Annotated in this window: 29 protein-coding genes; 18 read left to right on the top strand and 11 right to left on the bottom strand. The window is 60.6% G+C overall.

Annotated features, from left to right (window positions below; translation table 11 throughout):
• Positions 1-623 precede the first annotated feature (623 nt).
• Positions 624-1,919, top strand: coding sequence for a hypothetical protein (locus ACSBQQ_RS03670; protein WP_060427919.1), 1,296 nt, complete (start codon positions 624-626; stop codon positions 1,917-1,919).
• Positions 1,920-1,961: 42 nt separating this feature from the next.
• Here the strand turns inward: ACSBQQ_RS03670 and ACSBQQ_RS03665 are convergent, their stop codons facing one another.
• Positions 1,962-2,879 (bottom strand): LysR family transcriptional regulator, encoded by a 918-nt coding sequence (locus ACSBQQ_RS03665; RefSeq protein ID WP_060387915.1) that lies wholly within the window; start codon positions 2,877-2,879, stop codon positions 1,962-1,964.
• A 128-nt stretch (positions 2,880-3,007) separates the two neighbouring features.
• On the opposite strand from ACSBQQ_RS03665, the gene ACSBQQ_RS03660 reads away from it, so the two are divergent.
• A complete protein-coding gene (locus ACSBQQ_RS03660; protein WP_060427917.1) occupies positions 3,008-3,607 on the top strand; it encodes an FMN-dependent NADH-azoreductase in 600 nt (199 codons plus the stop codon).
• A 180-nt stretch (positions 3,608-3,787) separates the two neighbouring features.
• On the opposite strand, the gene ACSBQQ_RS03655 is transcribed toward ACSBQQ_RS03660, so the two are convergent.
• Together ACSBQQ_RS03655 and fliE are read right to left on the bottom strand one after the other, a co-directional pair.
• The gene (locus tag ACSBQQ_RS03655; RefSeq protein WP_039565525.1) at positions 3,788-3,988 is read right to left on the bottom strand and encodes a hypothetical protein; all 201 of its coding nucleotides are present in this window, start codon (positions 3,986-3,988) and stop codon (positions 3,788-3,790) included.
• 80 nt (positions 3,989-4,068) lie between these two features.
• The gene (fliE, locus tag ACSBQQ_RS03650; RefSeq protein ID WP_033638515.1) at positions 4,069-4,383 is read right to left on the bottom strand and encodes a flagellar hook-basal body complex protein FliE; all 315 of its coding nucleotides are present in this window, start codon (positions 4,381-4,383) and stop codon (positions 4,069-4,071) included.
• Between the two features lie 314 nt (positions 4,384-4,697).
• On the opposite strand from fliE, the gene fliF reads away from it, so the two are divergent.
• The 16 genes from fliF (at position 4,698) to ACSBQQ_RS03570 (ending at position 16,905) form a co-directional block, all read left to right on the top strand.
• The gene (fliF, locus tag ACSBQQ_RS03645; protein ID WP_033647765.1) at positions 4,698-6,398 is read left to right on the top strand and encodes a flagellar basal-body MS-ring/collar protein FliF; all 1,701 of its coding nucleotides are present in this window, start codon (positions 4,698-4,700) and stop codon (positions 6,396-6,398) included.
• A complete protein-coding gene (gene fliG / locus ACSBQQ_RS03640; protein WP_033634975.1) occupies positions 6,395-7,387 on the top strand; it encodes a flagellar motor switch protein FliG in 993 nt (330 codons plus the stop codon). Before fliF ends, fliG begins: the two co-directional genes overlap by 4 nt.
• Positions 7,380-8,084 (top strand): flagellar assembly protein FliH, encoded by a 705-nt coding sequence (gene fliH, locus ACSBQQ_RS03635; protein ID WP_033647766.1) that lies wholly within the window; start codon positions 7,380-7,382, stop codon positions 8,082-8,084. Before fliG ends, fliH begins: the two co-directional genes overlap by 8 nt.
• On the top strand, positions 8,084-9,445 hold the full coding sequence (gene fliI, locus ACSBQQ_RS03630; protein ID WP_060427915.1) for a flagellar protein export ATPase FliI: 1,362 nt from the start codon (positions 8,084-8,086) through the stop codon (positions 9,443-9,445). The genes fliH and fliI overlap by 1 nt, the downstream gene beginning before the upstream one ends.
• 21 nt (positions 9,446-9,466) lie before the next feature.
• Positions 9,467-9,913: a flagellar export protein FliJ gene (gene fliJ / locus ACSBQQ_RS03625; RefSeq protein ID WP_047571550.1), complete on the top strand. Its 447-nt coding sequence runs from the start codon at positions 9,467-9,469 to the stop codon at positions 9,911-9,913.
• Complete coding sequence (locus tag ACSBQQ_RS03620; protein ID WP_060427913.1) at positions 9,910-11,139, top strand: flagellar hook-length control protein FliK; 1,230 nt, start codon at positions 9,910-9,912, stop codon at positions 11,137-11,139. Before fliJ ends, ACSBQQ_RS03620 begins: the two co-directional genes overlap by 4 nt.
• A gap of 165 nt (positions 11,140-11,304) precedes the next feature.
• Positions 11,305-11,790 carry a flagellar basal body-associated protein FliL gene (gene fliL, locus ACSBQQ_RS03615; RefSeq protein ID WP_039565519.1) on the top strand — a complete coding sequence of 162 codons (486 nt, stop codon included), beginning with the start codon at positions 11,305-11,307 and terminating at the stop codon, positions 11,788-11,790.
• A 5-nt stretch (positions 11,791-11,795) separates the two neighbouring features.
• The gene (gene fliM / locus ACSBQQ_RS03610) at positions 11,796-12,800 is read left to right on the top strand and encodes a flagellar motor switch protein FliM (protein WP_033634981.1); all 1,005 of its coding nucleotides are present in this window, start codon (positions 11,796-11,798) and stop codon (positions 12,798-12,800) included.
• Positions 12,793-13,209 (top strand): flagellar motor switch protein FliN, encoded by a 417-nt coding sequence (gene fliN / locus ACSBQQ_RS03605; protein WP_038876868.1) that lies wholly within the window; start codon positions 12,793-12,795, stop codon positions 13,207-13,209. The genes fliM and fliN overlap by 8 nt, the downstream gene beginning before the upstream one ends.
• Positions 13,209-13,613 (top strand): flagellar biosynthetic protein FliO, encoded by a 405-nt coding sequence (fliO, locus tag ACSBQQ_RS03600; RefSeq protein ID WP_033647771.1) that lies wholly within the window; start codon positions 13,209-13,211, stop codon positions 13,611-13,613. The genes fliN and fliO overlap by 1 nt, the downstream gene beginning before the upstream one ends.
• A complete protein-coding gene (gene fliP, locus ACSBQQ_RS03595) occupies positions 13,610-14,371 on the top strand; it encodes a flagellar type III secretion system pore protein FliP (RefSeq protein ID WP_060427910.1) in 762 nt (253 codons plus the stop codon). The genes fliO and fliP overlap by 4 nt, the downstream gene beginning before the upstream one ends.
• 21 nt (positions 14,372-14,392) lie before the next feature.
• The gene (gene fliQ, locus ACSBQQ_RS03590) at positions 14,393-14,662 is read left to right on the top strand and encodes a flagellar biosynthesis protein FliQ (RefSeq protein WP_004934803.1); all 270 of its coding nucleotides are present in this window, start codon (positions 14,393-14,395) and stop codon (positions 14,660-14,662) included.
• Between the two features lie 2 nt (positions 14,663-14,664).
• Positions 14,665-15,447, top strand: coding sequence for a flagellar biosynthetic protein FliR (fliR, locus tag ACSBQQ_RS03585; RefSeq protein WP_033647774.1), 783 nt, complete (start codon positions 14,665-14,667; stop codon positions 15,445-15,447).
• Positions 15,448-15,804: 357 nt separating this feature from the next.
• Positions 15,805-15,939, top strand: a complete 135-nt coding sequence (gene sra, locus ACSBQQ_RS03580) for a stationary-phase-induced ribosome-associated protein (RefSeq protein ID WP_086556932.1) — start codon at positions 15,805-15,807, stop codon at positions 15,937-15,939.
• Positions 15,940-16,297: 358 nt separating this feature from the next.
• Positions 16,298-16,564 (top strand): hypothetical protein, encoded by a 267-nt coding sequence (locus ACSBQQ_RS03575; RefSeq protein ID WP_060427908.1) that lies wholly within the window; start codon positions 16,298-16,300, stop codon positions 16,562-16,564.
• A gap of 14 nt (positions 16,565-16,578) precedes the next feature.
• Entirely contained in the window at positions 16,579-16,905 is a 327-nt protein-coding gene (locus tag ACSBQQ_RS03570; protein WP_060427906.1) for a hypothetical protein, read from the top strand.
• Positions 16,906-17,091: 186 nt separating this feature from the next.
• Here ACSBQQ_RS03570 and flgL read toward each other — a convergent pair whose 3' ends face one another.
• The 8 genes from flgL to flgE all read right to left on the bottom strand — a co-directional run bounded on the left by flgL (position 17,092) and on the right by flgE (position 25,600).
• Positions 17,092-18,051, bottom strand: coding sequence for a flagellar hook-associated protein FlgL (gene flgL, locus ACSBQQ_RS03565; protein WP_060427904.1), 960 nt, complete (start codon positions 18,049-18,051; stop codon positions 17,092-17,094).
• Between the two features lie 59 nt (positions 18,052-18,110).
• A complete protein-coding gene (gene flgK, locus ACSBQQ_RS03560) occupies positions 18,111-19,760 on the bottom strand; it encodes a flagellar hook-associated protein FlgK (RefSeq protein ID WP_033634988.1) in 1,650 nt (549 codons plus the stop codon).
• Between the two features lie 207 nt (positions 19,761-19,967).
• Positions 19,968-20,912 carry a flagellar assembly peptidoglycan hydrolase FlgJ gene (gene flgJ, locus ACSBQQ_RS03555; RefSeq protein WP_060435781.1) on the bottom strand — a complete coding sequence of 315 codons (945 nt, stop codon included), beginning with the start codon at positions 20,910-20,912 and terminating at the stop codon, positions 19,968-19,970.
• Complete coding sequence (locus ACSBQQ_RS03550; protein WP_004934816.1) at positions 20,912-22,012, bottom strand: flagellar basal body P-ring protein FlgI; 1,101 nt, start codon at positions 22,010-22,012, stop codon at positions 20,912-20,914. The genes flgJ and ACSBQQ_RS03550 overlap by 1 nt, the downstream gene beginning before the upstream one ends.
• 10 nt (positions 22,013-22,022) lie before the next feature.
• Positions 22,023-22,724 (bottom strand): flagellar basal body L-ring protein FlgH, encoded by a 702-nt coding sequence (gene flgH, locus ACSBQQ_RS03545; RefSeq protein ID WP_004934817.1) that lies wholly within the window; start codon positions 22,722-22,724, stop codon positions 22,023-22,025.
• An 83-nt stretch (positions 22,725-22,807) separates the two neighbouring features.
• Entirely contained in the window at positions 22,808-23,590 is a 783-nt protein-coding gene (gene flgG, locus ACSBQQ_RS03540; protein ID WP_004934819.1) for a flagellar basal-body rod protein FlgG, read from the bottom strand.
• Between the two features lie 18 nt (positions 23,591-23,608).
• Entirely contained in the window at positions 23,609-24,364 is a 756-nt protein-coding gene (locus ACSBQQ_RS03535; protein ID WP_033647783.1) for a flagellar basal body rod protein FlgF, read from the bottom strand.
• 12 nt (positions 24,365-24,376) lie between these two features.
• A complete protein-coding gene (gene flgE, locus ACSBQQ_RS03530; protein WP_033634993.1) occupies positions 24,377-25,600 on the bottom strand; it encodes a flagellar hook protein FlgE in 1,224 nt (407 codons plus the stop codon).
• Positions 25,601-25,638 lie beyond the last annotated feature (38 nt).

Here is a 25,638-nt window from a genome sequence, read left to right as displayed (position 1 = left end):
GTATCCGCCAGCGACCGCTGGCGCCTTTTCCTGGTTGCTCTCTTCCTGCCGCTGGCTAATTATCCCGCACACCCCACTGCTCAGTTCCTCACCAAAGCATTAAGTATTTTCCTATTTTGACCGACACCTAAAACTTGCTTGCTATACTGCTTTTCTATCTGACTGTCTAAAGCGAGAACGTAAAAATGCGGCAAAGGAACAACGTTAAAGCCAAGCTTAAGCAAGCTGGTGAAAAGCTGGTGTTTGCCTGCTGTCTCTTGTTGCTGCTTTATTACGCATTGCAATGGTCGTTGCTCCTCGGTGATTTTTGATTAATTTTATTTACTTATTTTATTGCTAAATTAATTGCACCAGTGGCCTGCTTCCTGCTGTTATAGCAAATCCCGAGGGCCAACCGTCACTATATCAAACGCAAAATCCGCGCGACTTAGTTAGCTCATTTATTATAAGAATGGAATATACTTGCAGCCTCATTCTATAACCCCATGAATCTACGACACTTGCAGCTAGACCGTCCCATTTTCTTATTGTATGATAGCGCGCGGAAATGCGCTGGCTTTTATAACTACTTTAATCTGAAGCCAGGCGATGCCATATAGGATAAGTAACTTAGGGAATATAATGTGAATATATTAAGTTTTGTTTGGCTAGCTCTTGCTTTCGCCACTTTTTTCCTACACCACAGAACCATTTTCGCCCTGTTGATTATCGCGTCCATCTTTCAGTCAAGCGCTATTATCAATACAGGGAGTAATAGCCTACCCATATTCTACTTTATCGAGCTAGTTTTAATAACCCGGTTTGCTTTTACTTCGAAAAACAGCACACCTGTCTTTAACTTAAAACACCGAGTATTTCTGCAATCTCTGGTGATAATTATTCTTTTTTGGTTCTTCACCTATGCGTTTACCCATCTATTTGAAGGGATAAGAGTTTATTCACCGGCTTATAGCTTTGAAAATAACTACGCCAAAAAAGGTATCTCGCTTGTGTGGGGCAATAACAACATCAAGCAACTGATTCTAATCACGCTGAACCTGATAACGCTGTATGTCATTTACGTCAAGCGGCGTGAAATCACGCCTGAATACGCTCTGAAAACCATCATTTTTACGACGTTGGTTTTCTCCGCTTACTGCCTGATTTGGCTCCTTGCCAGGCCGCTGGCGAATGCGATTCAGATTTTGATGTATAACAGCATGCATAACGCCAATGCCATTTTTGAATCCAGACTGAGCGGTACCTTCGGTGAACCGTCATTCGCCGGTATCTTTATCGGCGCAACGATCGTGCCTCTTTTGGTTGCCAAAGGGTTGCGACTGAAGTTAGTGGCCCTATTGATGATGCTGCTCTTGGTTAAAAACGGCTCTACATCAGGCTATTTTACCCTGCTTACGTCGCTGTGCGGCACATTCATTTTCAGTCCGCGTTTTAGCCTGATACAGAAAGCTCTATTTTCTCTGTCTTTGGTCATCGCATCAAAGCTCACATTTATCTTTTTCCTAGATAAAATAACCGATTACGCGGACAAAAAAGCGCAAACGATCTCTCACCTCGTGCGTTCCGCCTCCAACTACAATGCCCTTGAAATTATGTATAATACCTTTGGCTTGGGCGTCGGTATCGGTAGCGCAAGAATATCTTCTCTGCCTCTGTCCCTACTTGCTAACTTCGGAATATTGGGGACGATACTGTTAGTCGGTTTTATCGTATCCAAGCTTATTCGTTCGCAATATCACGTCGCCGGCAACGAAGCCAATTCCATGCTTAAATTTATGCTTTTCTCCGCATTTTTGGGCTCCTGCGCCGCCAACCCTGATTACTCTTACGGGTTCATTTGGGTTCTTATTTTCAGTTGCCTGTTAACAGGGAAAACACAGCCGTCACTGCCACGATCAGCGCAACAGCGCACGCTCTGACATCGGCAAGCGTCCCTTGGACCGCTGCCACCACATACACCCTCAGGCCGACGCGAACCGCGTCAGCCTGCCCGGCAGCTCCGCCACCAGTTTGTCCACCGCCAGCCGCACTTTGAGCGGTTGGTAAGGCATATAGGGCCACACTGCATTCACCGGAAAACTGAGGCTGGACTCACCGCGCATGATCTCCACCAGCGTCCCGGCCATCAGCCGATCGCGTACCAGCCACTCCGGCAGCCAGGCAATACCGGCGCCGGCGGAAACGGCATCGACGATCCCCTGCATGTCATCCATCATCATCTTGGCCGGTGGCCTGAACGGCCGCAGCTCGCCGTTTTCACCGCGAAGTTGCCAGGGCAACACGGCGCCGGCGTGCAGATACCCCACCGCCTGATGCCGGCTTAACGCCTCCACCGAATTCGGTGCGCCGCAGCGCTGCACGTAGTCGGGCGAAGCGCACAGCAGCATGCCGTGTTCACCCAGGCGTCGGGCAACCAGACTGCCGCTGTCCGCCAGTTCGCCGATGCGAACCGCCAGATCGAACCCCTCGTCGATCAGATCGATCCTGCGGTCGCTGAACGAAATTTCCAACGACAGTAACGGATGCTCATTCGCCAGCGCCGTCATCAAGGGCGCAATGCACAGATGGCCGAACAACACCGGCATCGAGATCCTAAGCCGGCCGCTGACCTGCATCTTGCCGCTGTCCAGCTGGTTTTCCGCCGCCTGAACGTTCGCCAACGCCTGCCGACAGTGCTCATAGTACAGCGCCCCTTCATCCGTCAGGCTCAGGCTGCGGGTGGTGCGCATAAACAACATCACGCCAAGCCGCGCCTCGAGCCGCGACACGATTTTGCTGACCGCGGAGCGCGTCAGATGCAGTTTTTCTGCGGCGGCAGCAAAGCTGCCGCCTTCCGCCACGGCGACAAAGGCCGGCAGCGCGCTGAGATCGCTTTTCATCTTAATGCTTCCAAATTGGAATCAATGAGGTGAAAACCTATCACCACTGGTGAAGATCGAGCAATGATAACCTGCAGTCATTCCGGAATGCCCGGTGAAACCGCCAATTACCGTCTGAGGACAACAGCATGAAAAAAATACTGGTGCTCAAATCCAGCATTATGGGAAACGACTCGCAGACCAACAACCTGATTGACCGCTATCTGGCGGAACGTCGGGCCAAAGGATATGAAGATCAGATCGTCGAACACGATCTGACGGCGTTGGATCTGCCGGTATTGGACGGCGAGCTGTTCAGTGCGCTGCGCGGCGCAGATAACATCAGCCCATGCGCCAAAGCGGCGGTGGCGCTTTCCGATCGGTTGATCGCCGAACTGAAAGGGAGCGATCTGCTGCTGATCGGCGCGCCGATGTACAACCTCAACGTCCCGACCCAGCTGAAAAACTGGTTCGATCTGGTGGCCCGCGCCCGGCTGACGTTCAACTATACCGCCGCCTACCCGGTCGGGCTGGTGGAAGGCGTCAATGCAGTGGTGTTCAGTTCACGCGGCGGCGTACACGCCGGCCAGCCGACCGACGCCGTGACGCCCTACCTGCGCTCGGTACTGGGGCTGATGGGGATCGGCGAGGTGCAGTTTATCTATGCCGAAGGGCTGGATATGAAACCGCACGGCCTCACTCAGGGGCTGGCGAATGCCCACCAGCGGATCGTGGCCTTGGTGGGCTGAAGCAAACGCACGGTAGCATTGATTTGTTATAACATAACAAATATGATGACCACGTCGACGCCACCTCGATGAGGTGTCGACGCTCCTACATCACATAAAGTTTTATCGCACTTTGAGCCAGCTATTCCGATAGCTGGTTTTTTTTGCCTGCGATAATGAAATGCTACCGGAGCCGCGGGTTCAATCGTGGCGGGCAGCGCGTTTCATTTCTCGCTCGCCGGGCGACTGCGTTTTGACGGACAGCGGCGCAACAAACGCTTTCCATTCCTTGCCTGCTTCCTGATGAGCCGCGTTTTTTTGGGCCGATGAATAGTCATCGTTTTGCCCGGCGCATCCAGACAGCGCCATGATGCCCACAGCAAGATACAGCGATTTGCACATCATCCTATCCTGATAAATAACCGTCGCTATAGGGTAACAGCGCCGGCCCCAATGTCACTGCAAAATGACCGGCACGTTCATCACACCGGCATATTCATGATGTCCTGGTAGGCCGCGACCAGCTTGTTGCGCACCTGCACGCCCAGCTGCAGCGAGACCGATGATTTCTGCAGATCGACCATCACATCATTCAGGCTGATGCCCGGCACGCCCAGTTCGAAATCCTGCGCCTGCTTGCGCGCCGTTTGCTGGGTCTCGCTGATCTTGCCGAGCGCCGCAGTCAGTTCGCTGGCGAAGCTGACGCCCTGCGGCGCCGTATTCTGCCCCATCTTGCCGGCCTGAACCGCCATGGTCTGCATCTGCTGCAGCACCCCTTCAATGCCCTGAATCGCCATCTGGTCCTCAATCATCTCGTCACGCCGGGTGACGTTTCACCCTGCACTTCTCCAATGATGCACACCCTAGCACAGCGTTTTCAGACCTAAAGCGGCTAATTAACTGCAAAAAACCCGGCTTATCGGGCAATCGGAATCGTCTGATAAGGCGAATAATGGCCTGCCCAGAAATGGGAGCGCCGCTATTTAGAAGATATGTGTATCAGGGAGTCTGTTTTGTCACACAACGCTAACCATACCGTTCATCAGCCTGGCAGGGAGCTGCTCAGCGGCCCATACGGGATCGTGAGCGCCATTGAAGGACGAGACCTAAAATGAGTGCTTCGATAACCGCCGGCGAAAGCCGCGACAACGGCCTGCAGGCCATCTGGAATCGTCTGCGCGCCAACCCGAAAATTCCGTTGCTGGTCGCCGCCTCCGCCGCGATCGCCATCGTTGTCGCGCTGCTGTTGTGGGTGAAAAGCCCTGACTACCGCGTGCTGTACAGCAATCTGAACGACCGCGACGGTGGCGCCATCGTCACCCAGCTGACGCAGATGAATATCCCTTACCGCTTCGCCGAGAATGGCGCAGCGCTGCTGATCCCGGCGGAAAAGGTGCATGAAACCCGCCTGCGCCTCGCGCAGCAAGGGCTGCCGAAGGGCGGCGCCGTCGGCTTCGAACTGCTGGATCAGGAAAAATTCGGCATCAGCCAATTCAGCGAACAGATCAACTATCAGCGCGCCCTTGAGGGCGAGCTGTCGCGCACTATCGAATCGCTGGGGCCGGTGCAAAACGCCCGCGTTCACCTGGCGCTGCCTAAACCTTCGCTGTTCGTGCGCGAACAGAAATCCCCTTCCGCGTCGGTGACGCTGACCCTGCAACCCGGCCGTGCGTTGGACGACGGCCAGATCAACGCCATCGTTTATATGGTGTCGAGCAGCGTCGCCGGCCTGCCGCCGGGCAACGTGACCGTGGTCGATCAGGCCGGGCGCCTGCTGACGCAGTCCGACGGCACCGGGCGCGATCTCAACGCCTCGCAGCTGAAATACGCCAACGAAGTGGAAAACGGCTTCCAGCGCCGCATCGAAGCGATCCTCGCCCCGGTGGTCGGCAGCGCCAACGTGCGTGCGCAGGTCACGGCGCAGATCGACTTCGCCACTCGCGAACAAACCGATGAACAGTACCAGCCAAACCAGCAGCCGGACAAAGCCGCTATCCGCTCTCAGCAAACCAGCCTGAGCGAGCAGATCGGCGGGCCACAGGTGGGCGGCGTGCCGGGCGCGCTGTCCAATCAGCCGAGCGCGCCGGCCACCGCGCCGATTGAGACCGCCAAGCCGGCCACCGCCGCAGGCAACAATACCAACGCGACCGCACAAAACGCCGCGACCACCCGCAGCGCGGCGGCCAACGGCGTGCCGCAAAATACCCGTCGCGACGCGACCACCAACTACGAGCTCGACCGCACCATTCGTCACACCCAGCAAAAAGCCGGCACCGTGCAGCGTCTGTCGGTCGCCGTGGTGGTCAACTATCTGGGCACCGATAAAGACGGCAAACCGCAGCCGATGAGCAAAGAGCAGCTGGCGCAGATCGAAGCGCTGGTGCGTGAAGCGATGGGCTACTCCAGCAGCCGTGGCGACACCCTGAACGTCGTCAACACGCCGTTTACCGACACTCAGGTGACCGGTGGCGAACTGCCGTTCTGGCAAAGCCAGTCGTTTATCGATCGCCTGATCGACGCGGGCCGCTATCTGCTGGTGCTGCTGGTGGCCTGGCTGCTGTGGCGCAAACTGGTGCGGCCGCAGCTGCAACAGCGCCAGGCGGCGCAACAGGCCGCCGTCGCCGCCGCCAACGCCCCTGCCGCCAAAGCGGTCGACAGCAGCAAACCGAGCAACGAGGAGCTGGCGCAGCGTCGTAAATCGCAGCAGCGCGTCAGCGCAGAAGTCCAGAGCCAGCGGATCCGCGATCTGGCTGACAAAGACCCACGCGTGGTCGCTCTGGTAATCCGCCAATGGATGAGTAACGAGATATGAGCCTGACCGGAACCGACAAAAGCGCCATCCTGCTGATGACGCTGGGTGAAGATCGCGCGGCGGAGGTGTTCAAACACCTCTCCTCACGCGAAGTACAGCTGCTGAGCGGCACCATGGCCGGCATGAGCCAGGTTTCACACAAACAGCTCGGCGAAATACTGACCGAGTTCGAAGACGACGCCGAGCAATACGCGGCGCTGAGCGTCAACGCCAGCGACTACCTGCGTTCGGTGCTGGTCAAGGCGCTGGGCGAAGAGCGTGCCGCCAGCCTGCTGGAAGACATTCTCGAATCGCGCGAGACCACCACCGGCATGGAAACGCTCAACTTTATGGAGCCGCAGAGCGCCGCCGATCTGATCCGCGACGAACACCCGCAGATCATCGCCACTATCCTGGTGCACCTCAAACGCGGCCAGGCGGCGGATATCCTGGCCCTGTTCGACGAACGCCTGCGCAACGACGTGATGCTGCGTATCGCCACCTTCGGCGGCGTGCAGCCGGCGGCGCTGGCGGAGCTGACCGAAGTGCTGAACAACCTGCTCGACGGCCAGAACCTCAAACGCAGCAAAATGGGCGGGGTGCGCACCGCCGCCGAGATCATCAACCTGATGAAAACCCAGCAGGAAGAGGCGGTCATCGACGCGATGCGCGAATACGACGGCGAGCTGGCGCAGAAGATCATCGACGAGATGTTCCTGTTCGAAAACCTGGTGGAAGTCGACGATCGCAGTATCCAACGCCTGCTGCAGGAAGTGGAAGGCGAGTCGCTGCTGATCGCGTTGAAAGGCGCCGAGCAGCCGCTGCGCGAGAAGTTCCTCAAGAACATGTCGCAACGCGCCGCCGACATCCTGCGCGACGATCTGGCCAACCGTGGGCCGGTGCGCATGTCGCAGGTGGAGAACGAGCAGAAAGCCATCCTGCTGGTGGTGAGACGCCTGGCGGAAAGCGGCGAAATGATCATCGGCGGCGGCGAGGACACCTATGTCTGATCGCATTAACACCCTGCCCTGGCAGCCCTGGTCGCTCAACGATCTGGGCGAACAGAAACCGGCGATCGAACTGCCGCAGTTGCCGGATCTCGAACTTGACGATCCGTCACCGGACGCACAGGCCGAATTGCAGCAGCAGTTGGCGACGCTGCGCCTGCAGGCGGAGCAACAGGGCCAGCAGTTGGGCTATGCCGACGGCCAGCAAAAAGGCTATGAGGCCGGTTTTCAGTCCGGACTGGAGGAAGGCCGCCAGCAAGGGCTGCTGGAAGCGCAACAGCAGCAACAGCCGCTGACCGCCCACTGGCAGCAGCTGGTCACCGAATTCCAGCACACGCTGGACGCGCTCGACAGCGTGATCGCTTCGCGGCTGATGCAGCTGGCGCTGACCGCCGCCAAGCAGGTGCTGGGCCAGCCGCCGGTGTGCGACGGCACCGCCCTGCTGGCGCAGATCCAACAGCTGATCCAGCAGGAACCGATGTTCAACGGCAAGCCGCAGCTGCGGGTACACCCAGACGACTACTCGCGCGTCGAGCAGCAGTTGGGGGTCACCCTCAGCCTGCACGGCTGGCGCCTGCTGGCGGACGGCGAGCTGCACCCGGGCGGCTGCAAGGTCAGCGCCGAGGAAGGCGATCTCGACGCCAGCCTGGCGACGCGCTGGCATGAATTGTGCCGCCTGGCGGCACCGGGAGAAGTCTGATGACCGCGCGTCTCGGCCGCTGGCTGAGCTCTCTGGATACGCTGGAAAAACGCATCGCGCGCGCGCCGATGGTGCGCCGCTACGGTCGCCTGACCCGCGCCACCGGATTGGTGTTGGAAGCCACCGGCCTGCAGCTGCCGCTCGGCGCGACCTGCCTCATCGAACGGCACGACGCCGGTGAGGTGCAGGAAGTGGAAAGCGAAGTGGTCGGCTTCAACGGCCAGCGGCTGTTCCTGATGCCGCTGGAAGAGGTGGAAGGCATCGTGCCGGGCGCGCGGGTTTACGCCCGCATCGCGCCGGAAGGCCAAAGCGCCGGCAAACAGCTGCCGCTCGGCCCGGCCCTGTTGGGGCGGGTGCTGGACGGCAGCGCCAAACCGCTCGACGGCCTGCCTTCACCGGAAACCGGTTACCGCGCGCCGCTGATCACCGCGCCGTTCAACCCCTTGCAGCGCACGCCGATCGAGCAGGTGCTGGACGTGGGGGTGCGCACCATCAACGGCCTGCTGACCGTCGGCCGCGGCCAGCGCATGGGCCTGTTCGCCGGCTCCGGCGTCGGCAAGAGCGTGCTGCTCGGCATGATGGCCCGTTATACCCAGGCGGATGTGATCGTCGTTGGCCTGATCGGCGAACGTGGCCGCGAGGTCAAAGACTTTATCGAGAACATTCTCGGCGCCGAAGGCCGGGCGCGCTCGGTGGTGATCGCCGCGCCGGCGGACGTCTCGCCGCTGCTGCGCATGCAGGGGGCGGCCTACGCCACCCGCATCGCCGAGGATTTCCGCGATCGCGGGCAGCATGTGTTGCTGATCATGGACTCCCTCACCCGCTACGCCATGGCGCAGCGTGAGATCGCCCTGGCCATCGGCGAGCCGCCGGCGACCAAAGGCTACCCGCCTTCGGTCTTCGCCAAACTGCCTGCGCTGGTGGAACGCGCGGGCAACGGCATCAGCGGCGGCGGTTCCATCACCGCCTTCTACACCGTGTTGACCGAAGGGGACGATCAGCAAGACCCGATCGCCGACTCGGCGCGCGCCATCCTCGATGGTCACGTGGTGCTGTCCCGGCGCCTGGCGGAAGCCGGCCACTACCCGGCGATCGACATCGAAGCGTCAATCAGCCGCGCCATGACGTCGCTGATCGACGAAGAGCATTACCGCCGGGTGCGCACCTTCAAACAGACGCTGGCCAGCTATCAGCGCAACCGCGATCTGATCAGCGTCGGCGCCTACGCGGCGGGCAGCGATCCGTTGCTGGACAAAGCGATGACGCTGTATCCGCAGATGGAAGCCTACCTGCAACAGGGCATCTTTGAACGCAGCGGCTACGATGAAGCCTGTCAACAGCTGCAGCAGTTGATTGTTTAACGTCACCAGAGGCGCACAGCGATGAAATCACAGTCACCCCTGATTACCCTGCGCGACCTGGCGCAGGATGCGGTGGAACAGGCCGCGCAACAGCTGGGCCAGGTACGGCAGGCGCAGCAGGCGGCGGAGCAACAGCTATCGATGCTGCTCAACTATCAGGACGAATACCGCCAGAAGCTGAATCATACGCTCTGCGACGGCATGGACAGCTCACGCTGGCAAAACTACCAGCAGTTTATCGGCACGCTGGAACAGGCCATCGACCAGCACCGCCAGCAGCTGCTGCAGTGGGGGCAGAAAGTGGATCATGCGGTGAAGCAATGGCAAGACAAACAACAGCGGTTGAACGCTTTCGAGACCCTGCATACCCGCGCCATAACGGCGGAGCAGCAGCAGGAGAACAAACGGGATCAAAAACTGATGGATGAGTTCGCTCAACGCAGTGCACAAAGGAATATCAACCCATGAATCTGAACGCCCTGCCCGGCCTGGCCTTACCCGGCGACGCCGGCGGCCTGGCCGAACTGACCTCGGCGCTGGATGAGAGCCAGCTGTCGTCCGCTTTCGCCCAGCTGCTCGGCGCCCGTTTCGCGCCCGCCGCCAACGGCAAACAGCCGCCGGTCGCGCTGAGCGCGGACGAAGAACGCGCCCCGGCCCTGAGCCGCAACCAGCTCAATCAACTGCTGGCTACCTTCGGCGAGCGCGGCGGCCTGCTGCCGGGCCAGACCGTCTCAGCCGACGCGCTTTCGCCTGAGGGCGCCGAGGGCGAAGCGCCCGCCGCCGGCGACAAACCGGCGCAGCCGCCGATCGCCGCCGCCAAAGAGCTGGATGCCGCTACGCTGCAGGCGCTGTACGCCATGCTACCGGCCGCGATCGTCGCCCAGACTCAGCCAACCGAAGGCCAACGCTCGCTGCCGGTGGATAGCGCTGACGAAGCAACTGCGCTGCAGCCCGGCAACGGCCTGCTGAACATCGCGGCGGCCGGTGATAAAACCGCCACACATTCATCGGCATCCCCTGCTCCGTCGCCGACGGGCGCGAAAACGCCTGCCGCCGACGGCGACAATGCCACGGCGGCGCTCCCGCAACCGACCAACGGCGAACGCGCAAGCACCGCACAACCGCTACAGGCGGGCGATACGCCACAGCCGCCGCTCAATCACGCCGTCGCCCTGGCCGCCGCCAGCCCGACGCAAACCGCCGCCCCGGCCAGCGCACTGGTGACCGCGCCGCCTGCGCCGCAGCTCAACGCGCAGCTGGGCAGCCCGGAGTGGCAGCAGGCGTTGAGCCAACAGGTGCTGATGTTCCACCGCAACGGCCAGCAAAGCGCCGAGCTGCGCCTGCACCCGCAGGAACTGGGCGCCCTGCAGATCACGCTGAAGCTGGACGATCAGCAGGCGCAACTGCACATCGCCTCCGCTCACGGCCAAGTGCGTGCGGCGGTGGAAGCGGCGATGCCGCAGCTGCGGCACGCGCTGGCGGAGAGCGGTATCAACCTGGGGCAAAGCAGCGTGGGCGGCGAGTCCACGCCGCAATGGCAGCAGCAGGCGCAACAGCAGGCTTCCAACGGCCAGGGGCGTGCCAGCTATGCGGAACATCATGGCGGTGACGCTGCGGCCGCCGAGGGCGTCAGCGCACCGGTGGCGCTGCAGCGCATGGCCAGTGCGGTCAACGGCGTCGATATTTTCGCCTGAGCCTCCGCAAACGCCCAAGCTGGCACCCATTTGCGCGTCTATTCAGGCTATTGCACACCGCAATAGACGCGATAATACCTTTACATGTCATGCGTGCGGCTTTGCCGCGCGCTATGCCCGCCGCCTCGCCGGCCGCGGGTGGAACAACAGGAATTAGATTTGGCTATGTCTCAGAACACCCTTCCCGCAGCACCGAAACGCCCCCTTCTGGTCATCCTGCTGGTGTTGATCAGCGTCGTCGCCTGTGGCGCCGCGGGCTACAGCTGGTGGCTGCTGCAACAGCATAAAAACGGCGCCGAACCGGCCGCCGCCAAACAGCAACCGCCGGCCGCGCCGGTGTTCATGCCGCTCGACACCTTTACCGTCAACCTGGTGACGCCGGACAACAACCCGGATCGCGTGCTGTACATCGGCCTCACACTGCGTCTGCCGGACGAAAGTACCCGCCGTCAGCTGAACGATTTTTTGCCGGAAGTGCGCAGCCGTCTGCTGATGCTGCTCTCCCGCCAGGAAGCGAGCCAGCTGGCCAATGAACAAGGGAAGCAACGGTTGGTGGCGCAGATTAAGGACGTGCTCAGCCCGCCGCTGGTTAAGGGACAACCGAAGCAGGTGGTCAGCGACGTGCTGTTCACCGCCTTCATACTGCGGTAATCACTATGGGCGACAGCATTCTTTCACAGGCAGAGATCGACGCCTTGCTCAACGGCGACAGCGCGGGTGATGAACCCGAAGCGATAGTCGGCAAAGAGAGCGAGGTCAAGCCTTACGATCCGACCACCCAGCGCCGCGTGGTGCGCGAGCGTCTGCACGCGCTGGAAATCATCAACGAACGTTTTGCCCGGCAGTTCCGCATGGGATTGTTCAACCTGCTGCGCCGCAGCCCGGACATTACCGTCGGCCCGATCAAAATCCAGCCGTATCACGAGTTCGCCCGCAACCTGCCGGTGCCGACCAACCTGAACCTGGTGCATCTGAACCCGCTGCGCGGCACCGCCCTGTTCGTGTTCGCGCCGAGCCTGGTGTTCATCGCCGTCGATAACCTGTTCGGCGGCGACGGCCGCTTCCCGACCAAGGTCGAAGGCCGCGAGTTCACCCCGACCGAACAGCGGGTGATCAAGCGCATGCTGCGCCTGGCGCTGGACGCCTACGGTGACGCCTGGAGCGCCATCTACAAGATCGACGTAGAGTACGTGCGCGCCGAAATGCAGGTGAAGTTTACCAACATCACCACTTCGCCGAACGACATCGTGGTCACCACGCCGTTCCAGGTGGAGATCGGCGCGCTGACCGGCGAGTTCAACATCTGTATTCCGTTCGCGATGATTGAGCCGCTGCGCGAGCTGTTGACCAACCCGCCGCTGGAAAACTCGCGGCAGGAAGACAGCCATTGGCGCGAAACCCTGGTGAAGCAGGTGCAACACTCCGAACTGGAGCTTATCGCCAACTTCGTCGATATCCCGATGCGGCTGTCGAAAGTCCTGAAGCTGCAGCCGGGCGATGTATTACCGATAGACAAGCCGGAACGCCTGATTGCCCATGTGGACGGCGTACCGGTGCTGACCAGCCAATACGGCACGTTGAACGGGCAATATGCCCTACGTGTTGAACATTTGATTAACCCTATTTTGAATGCTCTGAGTGAGGAACAGCCCAATGAGTGATCCTAAACAACCGTCTGGCGAAGGAAAGGAATCCGTAGACGATCTGTGGGCTGATGCGTTTAACGAGCAGCAGTCGACAGAGAAATCCGGCGCGAGCACCGAAGGGGTGTTCAAGTCGCTGGAAGCTCAGGATGCGCTCGGCAGCCTGCAGGATATCGACCTGATCCTGGATATTCCGGTCAAGCTGACCGTGGAACTGGGGCGCACCAAGATGACCATCAAAGAGCTGCTGCGCCTGTCGCAAGGCTCGGTGGTGGCGCTGGACGGCCTGGCCGGCGAGCCGCTGGACATCCTGATCAACGGTTACCTGATCGCACAAGGTGAAGTGGTGGTGGTGGCCGACAAGTTCGGCGTGCGCATCACCGACATCATCACCCCGTCCGAACGCATGCGTCGACTGAGCCGCTGATGACCGTCGCGGCGCCCGTTACCGTCCAAAGCAGCCAACCACCCGCCGCGCCGGCCTTGCCGGCCGGTTCGGTGTTGATGCAGGTCAGCAGTGCGCTCGGCGGCATTCTGCTGCTGATCCTGTTGGCCGGTTGGCTGTTCCGCCGGCTGGGCTTCGCCCCGCAGGCGCGCAACAACAAGCTGCTCAACCTGCGCGCCAGTTGCCAGGTTGGGCAGCGCGAGCGCGTGGTGGTGGTGGAAGTCGACGATACCTTGCTGGTATTGGGCGTCACCGCCCAGCAGATCACCCCGCTGCACACCCTGCCCGCCCCGCCGAAAGACGAAGGCGCGGCCGACGCGGCGACGCCGGCGGACTTCCGCCAACTGATGCAAAAAGTTCTGAAACGCCCGGAAAAATCGGCATGACCTCGACTCTTCATACCCTCGTCCGCCGTCCGGCGGTTTGGCTCCCTGCCGCCCTGCTGTTCATCAGCCCGGCGGCTTTGGCGCAACTGCCGGGGCTGATCAGCCAGCCGCTGGCCAACGGCGGCCAAAGCTGGTCGCTGCCGGTGCAGACGCTGGTGCTGTTGACCTCGCTGACCTTCCTGCCCGCCATGCTGCTGATGATGACCAGCTTCACCCGCATCATCATCGTGCTCGGGCTGCTGCGCAACGCGCTGGGCACGCCGTCGGCGCCGCCGAACCAAGTGATGCTGGGGCTGGCGCTGTTCCTGACCTTCTTCATCATGTCGCCGGTGTTCGATAAGGTCTATCAGGGCGCCTACCTGCCGTTCAGCCAGGACAAGATCGGGCTGGAGGTCGCGCTGGATAAAGGCGCGCAGCCGCTGCGCGAATTCATGCTGCGCCAAACGCGCGAAACCGATCTGGCGCTGTACGCCAGGCTGGCCAATCAGCCGCCGCTGGCCGGCCCGGAAGCGGTGCCGATGCGCATCCTGCTGCCCGCCTACGTCACCAGCGAACTGAAAACCGCCTTCCAGATCGGCTTTACGGTGTTCATTCCGTTCCTGATTATCGATCTGGTGGTCGCCAGCGTGCTGATGGCGCTGGGGATGATGATGGTGCCGCCGGCCACCATCTCGCTACCGTTCAAGCTGATGCTGTTCGTGCTGGTCGATGGCTGGCAGCTGCTGCTCGGCTCGCTGGCGCAGAGTTTCTATTCGTAACCCCCGACCGGAGAACGCGAGATGACACCTGAATCGGTTATGGCGCTCGGCACCGAAGCGATGAAAGTGGCGCTGGCGCTGGCCGCCCCGCTGCTGCTGGCGGCGCTGATCAGCGGCCTGGTGGTCAGCCTGCTGCAGGCCGCCACCCAAATCAACGAAATGACGCTGTCGTTCATCCCCAAAATTCTGGCGGTGGTGGCCACCATCATCATCGCCGGCCCCTGGATGTTGAACCTGCTGCTGGACTACATGCGCACCCTGTTCAGCAACCTGCCCACCCTGATCGGCTAACCGTGCTCACCTTCGACAGCGCCCAGCTCACCGTCTGGCTCAGCCACTATTTTTGGCCGCTGCTGCGCATTCTGGCGCTGATCAGCACCGCGCCGGTATTCAGCGAAAAGCAAATCAGCAAAAAGGTCAAAATCGGCCTTGGCGGGCTGATCGTCATCCTGATCGCGCCGACGCTGCCCGCCAGCAATATCCCGATCTTCTCCGCCGCCGGCCTGTGGCTGGCGATTCAACAGATTCTGATCGGCGTGGCGCTGGGATTGACCATGCAGTTCGCCTTCGCGGCGGTGCGCCTGGCGGGCGAAGTGATCGGCATGCAGATGGGCCTGTCGTTCGCCACCTTCTTCGATCCCAGCGGCGGCCCGAACATGCCGGTGCTGGCGCGCCTGCTCAACCTGCTGGCGATGCTGCTGTTCCTCAGCTTCGACGGCCATCTGTGGCTGATTTCGCTGCTGGCGGACAGCTTCCACACCCTGCCTGTCCAAACGCAGCCGCTGAACGGCAACGGCTTCCTGGTGCTGACCCAGGTCGGCTCGCTAATCTTCATCAACGGCATGATGCTGGCGCTGCCGCTGATCTGCCTGCTGTTGACGCTGAACATGGCGCTCGGTTTGCTCAACCGCATGACGCCGCAGCTGTCGGTCTTCGTGATCGGCTTCCCGGTAACCATGACCTTCGGCATCATGACGCTGGGCATGATGATGCCGATGCTGGCACCGTTCTGCGAGCATCTGTTCGGTGAAATCTTCGACCGGCTGGCGGCGGTGATCGGCGGCATGACCTTCTAAGTCCCTGCGCCGCCCCTTCCTCTCCCCCTTTTCCCCTGAGACAAAATGGCAATAAAAACGCTTTCCTGGGACAAAAGCCTGAGAAACGTCTTTTATCCGGATTAAGGTTCAAATGTCTCCGGCGGCTTGAATAAATAAAACCCCGACCTAGAATAGACCCGGTAACAAAAAAAATATCGCCTGCACCCCCTTATTTTCCGCGGCGATAAAATACGTTTGTCTCGAGTAAAAAATAAGAATAATGCAGTCACGCATTGTTAAATGCGCGACGGATAACTGACACCCAGAATAAATGCGTCCGGCGCCCGCCGGCTGCAGGGCGCAGCATCGACCTTTGCTAACCACAGGAGCGAGATCATGATTAAAGCGAAAAGCAACCGCAAAGCACGCCGGTTATTCGGTTTGACCCACTGGAAAAGCAACAAGTTTAGAGTTTCTTTTACCGAGACGGCCGACGGCGGAAAATGGAAAGTGGTGAAGAAAAAGAAATAATACCGTACGGTTTTTAGCAAAACACTCCGGGTTGCGCCCGTATCCGGCCTCTGCTGCGCCATTCGACGCTGCACCGGGACGGCAACCCGGCTCCTGCCGTAACCGGCATTGATCACCCGTCGGCAAGCCATGTCGACATCCTGTGCATTTCATTGTCAGGAATGAAATAATGCAGCACGTCGCCCTCGCTGCCGCGCTAAATTTAGAGATAATGCATTAATAATTTTATTTACTCACACCTCTTATTTATCCGCTGACAAGAAAAAACGATTTCGCCCCTTATTCCACCAGCGTTATATTGAGAACGACCTTGCAGACAGCACGCTGCAAACCTCACCAAAATATAATCGGTGTAAATATGAAGATACAATTTCAGCTGAGTGATTTATTTATCTCCTGCATTGCCCTCTTGATCATGAGCACCATTTTAAACACGTTGGGCTTTTCATGGGGTTTGTTTGTTCTGCCGCCTGGCGTCGATAGGTTTGTCATCATCCTGTTTACTTTGTTCGGGTCATTAAAACTGGCCGAGTATATCTGCAAACCCATACGGTGGCTGCTCAATGCAAGCCCCAAGCCTCAAATCAAAAACAACACCCCTAAAAATAACGCGAAGTCGCGTTAACAGGAGATCGACCTATGTTGAGAGAACTGACCAGAGAAGAAATGCAACGGATGGGCGGCGCCGGCGACGGCAATAACAGCGGCGACCGAGATCGCGACTATAGCCGAAGCTCCTACGGCGCGCAGGCGAACGGCTTCCAGCCTAACTGGGCGGCGAAAGGCTATGGGCTATTTCAGGATCCTTGTACCGGCGCTATGGTTACCGGTGCCATTGCCATGGCCGGCGCACTGGCCAGCCGTAACGGCAGTGCGATTGGCACTGCGGCGGCCTCAGCCTTTGTCAACATAGGCAGTCAATGCACTAAAGGGTCCGGCAACGATCGCGGCGTGCCTTTCCGCTGACGCTTAAGGTGAATGGGAACACGCAGACAAAAAAAGGCGCGTCGCTCAGTCAGTAGTGGGAGAACAAGCGACACGCCAAACGAGTGCGCCCGGTTTCAAGAAGCCTCCCTCCCCGCGGGGCGGAGAGGGTATTTTCTAAGCGCACTAAAGGGAAACCCGTCGCGGTCAGGCAACGGGGTATTGCTCTTAACGATTCATCTGGAACAGCGACATGCCCTGCATATCGCTGAAGGTTTTATACGACGCCTGCAGCGCCGCCTGTTGCATAAAGTAAGACGATATAGACTCGGCCAGATCGGCATCCGTCAACGCGCTCATCTGGACCTGGTTGGTCATGTCGCGCTCTTTGCCGATGCTGTCCAACTGATCCATTTCCTGCAGCTGGCTGCCCAGCTCGGCGCGCACGCTCAGCACGTTGTTGTAAGAGTTGTCCAGGCCGCGGTTGGCTTTCGCCAGCGCATCGTTCACCTGCTGCTTGGTGGCCTCATCGGCGCCCTGCAGCGGGGTTTTCAGCGCGTTCAGCGCGATATCGATACTCTCGAACACGTTGCTGACCGGCGCACTGCCGTCCGGCTCAGGCTTCGGGTTGCTGGTCAACGACATGAACACCGAGTTGCCGGTATGGCCGATGGTCATGGTGCGGTTGGCGTCTACTTTCTGCTGAACCGTCTTGTCGCCGCCCTGATAGCTGACGGTGCCGCCGTTATCGACGAACGGCGCCTTGTCGTTCACATATCCGCCGAACATATAGCGGCCGTTGCCGTCGGTGCTGTTGGCCTGGTTCAGCAGCTGATCTTTCAGCCCCTGCAGCTGGGTGGCCAGCGACTGACGGTCGTTATCGCTTTCCGTGCCGCCGGCGCTGACGATCAGCGCCTTCATGTCCGCGATGGTGGACGTTGCGCCGGCCAAGACCGTTTCTTCCATCGACACGCTTTGGCGAGCGAAAGTGCGCGCCAGCGTGTATTGGCTGTTTTCCGCCTGCGACTGCGACAACATCACCGCGCGCGACGCCGCCAGCGGATCGTCGGACGGGTTGATCACCCGCTTGCCCGAGGAAAGCTGCTCGGCGGCCTTCATGAACAGCGACTGGTTGCCCGTGATGCCGTTCATGTTCTGTTGGTACATCATGCTGGTGCTCATGCGCATGCTGTGGGTTCCTTACTCTGGGCGACCGGCGCCGTTATCGGCGCCGGTTAACAATAAAATCAACGAATATTCAGCAGCGCGTCGAACAGCGAGCTGGCGGTCTGAATCACCTGCGCGTTGGCCATGTAGTACTGTTGGAAACGCAGCAGCTCACCGTACTCTTCGTCAAGGTTGACGCCGGACATCGACTGCTGTTGCGCGCCCAGCTGCGTCACGATCTTGGCCTGCGACGTGGCGATGGCCTTGGCGGCAGCGGTCTGGTTACCGACGCCGCTGACGATGCCGGCGTAAGCGCCGCTCAGGGTCGCCTTACCGTCCACCAGGTTTTTGGTTTGCAGATCCAGCAGCTTCTTGGCGTTTTCGTTATCACCGCGGCCGCTGTCGTCTTTACCGGCGGCGGCGATCTTGGACGAATCGGTGATGGCCACTTTCAGATTGCCCGCCACGTCGCTGACCGGCTTCACGGTGAAGCTGTCTTTGGCCTGCGCATTGCCGTCAATGCTCACTTCCAGCCCGTCGAAGTTCAGCGTCGGTTTGCCGTCGGCGCTGGTGCCCGGCGTGGCGTTGACTTTCACGTTGTCCGGCAGGCGGCTGACCTGCCAGTTGCTGCCGTCGAACTCGACGCGATAATCGTTGGCCTTCACCTTGCCGGTGTCGGTGTAAGCGACCGACAGCGACGCGTCGCCGGTGTTGCGGGTGTTATCCACCACCCGGCCGCCGCTGAAGCTGAAGAAGTCGCCGCCCGCGTCGCCGTTCAGGTCGAAACCGGCGCGATGCTGCTGGTTGAAGCTGTCCGCCATCGCCAGCGCCAACTGGCCCAGCTGATTGCGCACGCCGTCCAGCGTCTCGCTGCGGAATTTCAGCACGCCGCTCAGCGTGCCGCTGGTGATCTGGCCTTCCGGCACTTCGCTGGCGCCGTTGCCGCGGTTATAACCGATGGTCAGACGGGAAGGATCGCTGCTGGAAGGCACGGCTTCCACCTGATAGGTGTTGCTGCCTTGTACCAGGGTCAAACCGTTGGCGAAGGAGACGGTATAGGCGTCGCCGTCCTGCTGCGTGACCTGTACGCCCACCAGCTGGTTCAACTCGGTAACCAGCTGATCGCGCTGATCCAGCAACGCATTCGGCTCGCCGCCGGCGCTGCCGCGCAAACGGGTGATCTCGTCGTTCAGCTTGGCGATCTGTTGGCTGTAGCTGTTGATCTGCTGCGCCGTATCGCTGATCTGCTGATTGACGCCGCTGTCCATGTCGCGCAGGAATTTGTCGGTGTTGTTGAACTGGTTCACCAGGCCGTTGGCCTTGCCCAGCACCGTCTGGCGCGCGGCGTCGTCACCGGCGTTGCTCACCAGATTCTGCAGGTTGGTGAAGAAATCCTGCATGTTGGTCGATAGCGGGTTGGTTTTGCTCGCCAGCAGGTTGTCGATCTGCGAAATCTTCTCGTAATAGGCGTTTTGCGCCCCGAATGAACTCTGTGCGCCGCGCAGCTGGTTGGTGATGAACTGGTTGTACTCGCGGTTGACGCTGGTGACGGTGACGCCGTTGCCGATAAAGCCGCTCATGGTGGCCATGCCGCCGTTCTGCGCCAGGATCGCGGTCTGGCGGTTGTAGCCCGCCACGTTGTAGTTGGAAATGTTGTTGCTGACGGTACTGAGCGCCACCTGAGCCGCATTCAGCCCGCTCATCGCGGTATTGATTAAGCTATTGGACATCGGAATTCCTTATGCTGCGGCGCCGGTGGCCCACAGGGTTCAAATTGAGCTGCTGAGCCTGTTCGCTCAGCCTGTCTCGGTTATCGGCAAAAATGAGAAGAACTTGAGGAAAAAAAGCGGCAACGCGGTCAGCCTCCGGCCAGCCTTCGTTACCGCCTATCCCCTCAATAATTGGCGCCGCAGCAAGGCGACAAGCATGACGGGGATTTAGAACAACTCTTTCAGATCGTGGGTATAGGCTTTGACCGCCTGTTCCCCTGCGTTCTTCATCTGCTGAATCACGCTGACCAGTTTGCTGGCGTACTGCGGATCGGTGGCGTAGCCGGCGCGTTGCAGCGCATGCGCCGCCTGCTCCGGGCTGCGCGCAGCGGCCACGTCGGCGTAGCGCGGGTTGTTGGTCAGCAGTTTGACGTAATCGGCGATCGCCTCGACGTACGAGCCGTAGACGCGGAACTTCGCCTTCACCTTCTTCGCCGCGCCCTGTTCGAACTCGGTGGTGGTGATCTCCGTCACCGGCCCGTTCCAGCTGCCGCCGGCCTTGATGCCGAACAGGTTGTAGCTCGGCGTGCCGTCTGAGGTCGGGATCTCGCGCTGCCCCCAGCCGGACTCCAGCGCCGCCTGCGCGACGATCAGCTGATGCGGAATACCGCTCTGCTGGCTGGCCACCTTCGCCGGTATCGACAGGCGAGCGACGAAGTTGCCGTTGTTGAGCGACAGCGGCGCGGCGGCAGGCGGGGCTTTCGGCATCGCGCGGCGCACCATCTGTTCCAGCGCCTGGTTCGGCAGCGTTTGCAGCACCTCGTTGTCCAACGCCATCGGTGACAGGCCCGCCGTTTCACTCGGCACCGCGTTGGCATTGCTCATCTGCTTGACCATCATGTCGGCCAGCCCCAGCCCTTTTTGCGACATCTGCTGGGCGATTTGCTGGTCGTACATCGAGGTATAGAGCCGCGTTTGATCGCTGCTCAATACCCCATCCTGCGGCAAGGCGGAACGCATGCTTTTCAGCATCATCTGCACGAACATGCCTTCCACCTGCTGGGCCACCTGCTTGAGGTTGCCCTGCGGGTCGGCCGCCGCGTCGCGCTTGAGGCCGTTCAGCGCCTGGGCGTCATAGGCCGCGCCCGACATCGCCATCAGATCGCCGGCCATCAGATGATTTCCAGCTTGGCGCGCAGGCAGCCGGCGCTCTGCATCGCCTGCAGGATCGACATCAGGTCGATCGGCGTGGCACCCAGCGCGTTCAGCGCGCGGATCACGTTGTTCAGGTTGGCGCTGGCGTTCACCTTCTGCAGCGATCCGCCCTGTTGTTGCACCGAGATCTGGGTGTTTGGCGTCACCACCGTCTGGCCGCCGCCGAACGGCGTCGTCGGTTGGCTGACGGTGTTCTGCCGATCGACCACCACCGACAGGTTGCCCTGGGCGACGGCGCAAGAGTCGAGGATCACATCGCGGTTCATCACCACCGAACCGGTGCGCGAGTTGATGATCACTTTGGCGTCCATCGCGCCGACGTTGACGGTAATGTTTTGAATCTCCGCCAGGAAGCGCACCTGAGAGCTGTTGCCCTGCGGCACCAGCACCTGGATCGTGCGGGCGTCGAGCGGCGTCGCGGTGCCGCCGCCGCGTTGGCGGTTGATGGCGTCGCTGATCTGCTGCGCCAGCGTGAAATCTTCGTCGTTCAGCTGCAGGTTGAGAACGCCGCCGCTGCCGAAGGTGGTCGGCAGCTCACGCTCGATGGTGGCGCCGTTGCTGATGCGCCCGCCCGCCAGTTGGTTGACCTGCACGCTGCTGCCGCCGGCCGCCGCGCCCGCGCCGCCGACCAGCACGTTACCCTGCGCCAGCGCATAAACCTGGTTATCCACGCCTTTGAGCGGCGTCATCAGCAGGGTGCCGCCACGCAGGCTCTTGGCGTTGCCCATCGAAGAAACCACCACGTCGATGTTCTGCCCGGCGCGCGAGAACGGCGGCAGTTTGGCGGTCACCATCACCGCCGCCACGTTTTTCAGCTGCATGTTGGTGCCCGGCGGCACGGTGATGCCCAGCTGCGACAGCATGTTGCTCAGGCTTTGGGTGGTGAACGGCGTCTGCATGGTCTGGTCGCCGGAGCCGTCCAGCCCCACCACCAGGCCGTAGCCGATCAGGGCGTTGTCTCGCACGCCCTGCACCGTCACCAGATCGCGGATGCGCTCCGCCGCCGCCGGCAAGCACACCAGCCCGACGCACAGCGCGATAAACCATTTTTTCAGCATCAGTCAATCCTTAGAACGGTGAAACATTTAAGAAGAAGCGCTGCAGCCAGCCCATGGTCTGCGCTTCGTTGATATAGCCATTGCCGACGTATTCGATACGCGCGTCCGCCACCTGCGTCGAGGTCACCGAGTTGTTGCCGCTGATGGTGCGCGGGTTGACGACGCCGGAGAAGCGGATGAATTCCGTGCCCTGGTTGATGGCGATCTGCTTTTCCCCCACCACGTGCAGGTTGCCGTTGGCCAGAACCTGGTTGACCGTCACCGTAATGGTGCCGTTGAAGGTGTTGTTGGCGTTGGCGCCGCCCTTGCCGCCGAAGGTGCTGTCGCCGGAAATGTCCATATCGGCGCGCGCATTGCCCAACAGGCCGTCGAGGTAACGCGGCGAGGTGGCGACGCCGAACTTGCTGGCGCCGTTGCGGCTGGCGTTGGCGGAGGAGCTTTTGCTGGCGCTGACGTTTTCCTGCAGCACGATGGTCAGGGTGTCGCCGACGTTGCGCGGACGGCGGTCTTCGAACAGCGGCTGGTAGCCGTAGTTCATCGGCTGCACCGTCTGGAAGATCGAGCCGTTCGGCATCGGCGCGCTGGCCGGCGCCGGTTGCGCCGTGGTCGCGCCGTCCACCAGCGGTTTGTGCGGGATATAGGCGCAGCCGCTCAGCGTCAGCATCACCATGCCCGCCAGCCAGCGTTGTCCCTGCCGCGGCAGGATTGCCATCGAATATGTGGTTACCACGGGTATCGCCTTTGTTTCACGAAAGAGAATGACGGGCGCGGCAAGCCGGACCCGTCAATGACAGATTACAGTTGCGTCAGCTTTTGCAGCATCTGATCGGAGGTCGATACCGCTTTGCTATTGATCTCGTACGCGCGCTGAGTCTGGATCATGTTGACCAGCTCTTCCGCCACGTTGACGTTGGAGGTTTCCACGTAACCCTGATACAGCAAACCGGCGCCGTTCAGCCCCGGGGTGCTCTCGTTCGGCGCACCCGAGCTTTCGGTTTCCTGGTACAGATTCTCGCCCACGCTCTCCAGACCGCTGTCGTTGACGAACGTGGTCAGCGTCAGTTGGCCCACCTGCTGGGCGGCGGTTTGCCCCTGCTGGGTGACGCTGACGATGCCGTCGCGGCCGACGGTGATGGACAGCGCGTTAGCCGGAATGGTGATCGCCGGCTGCACCTGGAAACCGCTGGAGGTCACCAGTTGGCCGTTCTGATCGATCTGGAACGACCCGTCGCGGGTATAGGCCTGGGTGCCGTCCGGCAGCATCACCTGGAAGAAACCCTGCCCCTTGATGGCGACGTCTTTACTGTTGTTGGTCTGCGACAGGTTGCCCTGGCTGTGCAGACGCTCGGTCGCCACCGGACGCACGCCGGTGCCGATCTGCAGGCCGGAAGGCAGCGTGGTCTGCTCGGAGGACTGCGCCCCCGGCTGACGCATGGTCTGGTACAGCAGATCTTCAAATACCGCACGCTGGCGTTTGAAGCCGTTGGTGCTGACGTTCGCCAGGTTGTTGGCGATCACGTCCATGTTGGTCTGCTGCGCGTCCAGACCGGTTTTGGCAATCCATAAGGATGGAATCATCGGTTATTTCCTTGCTGCTTAACTCAATGAGAGCAGTGAGTTGGCACGCTGTTCGTTTTCATCCACGCTGTGGATGACCTTCATTTGCATTTCAAAACGGCGGGCGTTGGCGATCATGTCGACCATGGTCTCCATCGGCTTGACGTTGCTGCCCTCCAGCACGCCCGGCATCACCCGCACCTGCGGATCGTTTTGCAACTGATTGCCGCGCTGCTGTTGGGTTTCCGGCGTCAGGCGGAACAGCCCGTCGTCACCGCGCATCACTTCGCGCGCATCGGCCTTCACCAGCTTCAGGCGGCCGATCTGCGCGATGGTGTTCGGCGGATCGCCGGCGTTCAGCGCCGAAATGGTGCCGTCGGCCGCGATGGTGATCTCCGCCGACGGCGGCACCTCGATCGGGCCGCCGTCGCCCATCACCGGCAGCCCCTGCACCGTCAACTGCCCGGTGGAGGAGATCTGAATGTTGCCGTTGCGGGTATAGGCTTCACCGCCGCCCGGCAGGCTCACCGCCAGGAAACCGTCCTGCTGCAGCGCCACGTCCAGCGGGCGCGCGGTGTAGTTAAGCGCCCCCTGGCTCATGTCGGCGCCCGGCGTCGACGCGGTCACCAAGGTGCGCGTCGCCAGGCTCGGCCCGTCGACCGGCACCGCGCGCAATGCGGCGAGCTGGGCGCGAAAGCCCGGCGTCGACGCGTTGGCCAGGTTGTTGGCGGTAATGGACTGCTGCTCCAGCGTTTGGCGCGCCGCGCCCATCGCGGTATAAATCGCGTGATCCATGACTCGGCCCTATTAGCGCAGGCTAACCAGCGTCTGCAGGATGGAGTCCTGCGTCTTGATGGTCTGGGCGTTGGACTGGTAGTTACGCTGCGCGACGATCATGTTCACCAGCTCCTGGCTCAGATCGACGTTGGAAGATTCCAGCGCGCCGCTGGTCAGCTTACCGAAGCCGCCACCGCCCGACAGACCGACGCGCGGCTGACCGGACGCGCCGGTTTCCTGCCAAACGTTATCGCCCTGCGACGCCAGCCCTTCCGGGTTGGAGAAGTTGGCCATGACGATCTGGCCCAGCACCTGGGTCTGCTGGTTGGAGTAGATGCCCACGACGGTGCCGTCGTTGTTGATTTGGAAGTTGGTGTATTCACCGGCGGCATAGCCGTCCTGCGCCACTTTGCTCACCGAGTCGCTGCCCACGTTCTGCTGCATGCTGCCGGCGAAGCTCAGGGTGAAGTTTTGCGCCGGTGCGCCGTCTTTGGCAGTCATCGGGATCACCATGCTGAACTCGCCCGGCGCGCCGTTGGTGCTGGTGGTTTTCACCAGGTTGCCGCTGGTGCTGAACTCCATGGTGCCGGCGTTCACTGGCGCGGCGCTGCCATCCTGGGTATAGACCTGCCACTTGTTGTCGTCGGTCTTGACGAAGTAGGCGTTGATGTTGTGCGCGTTGCCCAGCGAGTCGTAAGCGGTGATGGTGTTAACGTAGTTGTAGCTGTCCTGTTTGGTCGGATCGAAGGTCTTGTTCTCCGGCACCTTATGGGTGGACTTCAGGTTGGTCACCATCTCGCCGGAAGTGGACGCCTTGGCATTCATCATGCCTTCAGGAATGCTCAGCGGCACCGGGTTGGCGCCCTGCTGGATGGTCGGCGGGGAACCGGCCGCCGGATAACCGGTCAGCTGCAGGCCCTGCATGTTGGTCAGGTTACGGTTCTCGTCCAGCTTGAACTGGCCGTTGCGGGTATAGAAGATGCCGCCGTCTTTATCCTGCATGCGGAAGAAGCCGTTGCCGTTGATGGCGATATCCAGCGCACGGCTGGTGCCGGTGGTGGTGCCGCCCTTGAAGTTCTGGGTGATGCCGGACACCTTGACGCCCAGCCCAACCTGCGAACCGGCGAACATGTCGGCGAAGGAGACGCTGCCGGATTTGAAGCCCGCGGTCGCGGAGTTGGCGATGTTGTTACCGATCACGTCCAGATTGGTTGCTGCCGCGTTCAAGCCGCTGACTGCCTGAGAAAAGGCCATGTTATTCTCCGAATAGTGGTCAGGCTATCGTCCGATTG

Origin of the sequence: Serratia sp. G204Y, from assembly GCF_051172435.1 — a bacterium.
In the GTDB taxonomy this organism is placed as follows: Bacteria; Pseudomonadota; Gammaproteobacteria; order Enterobacterales; family Enterobacteriaceae; genus Serratia; species Serratia sarumanii.
This window is presented reverse-complemented; position numbering and strand designations above follow the sequence as displayed.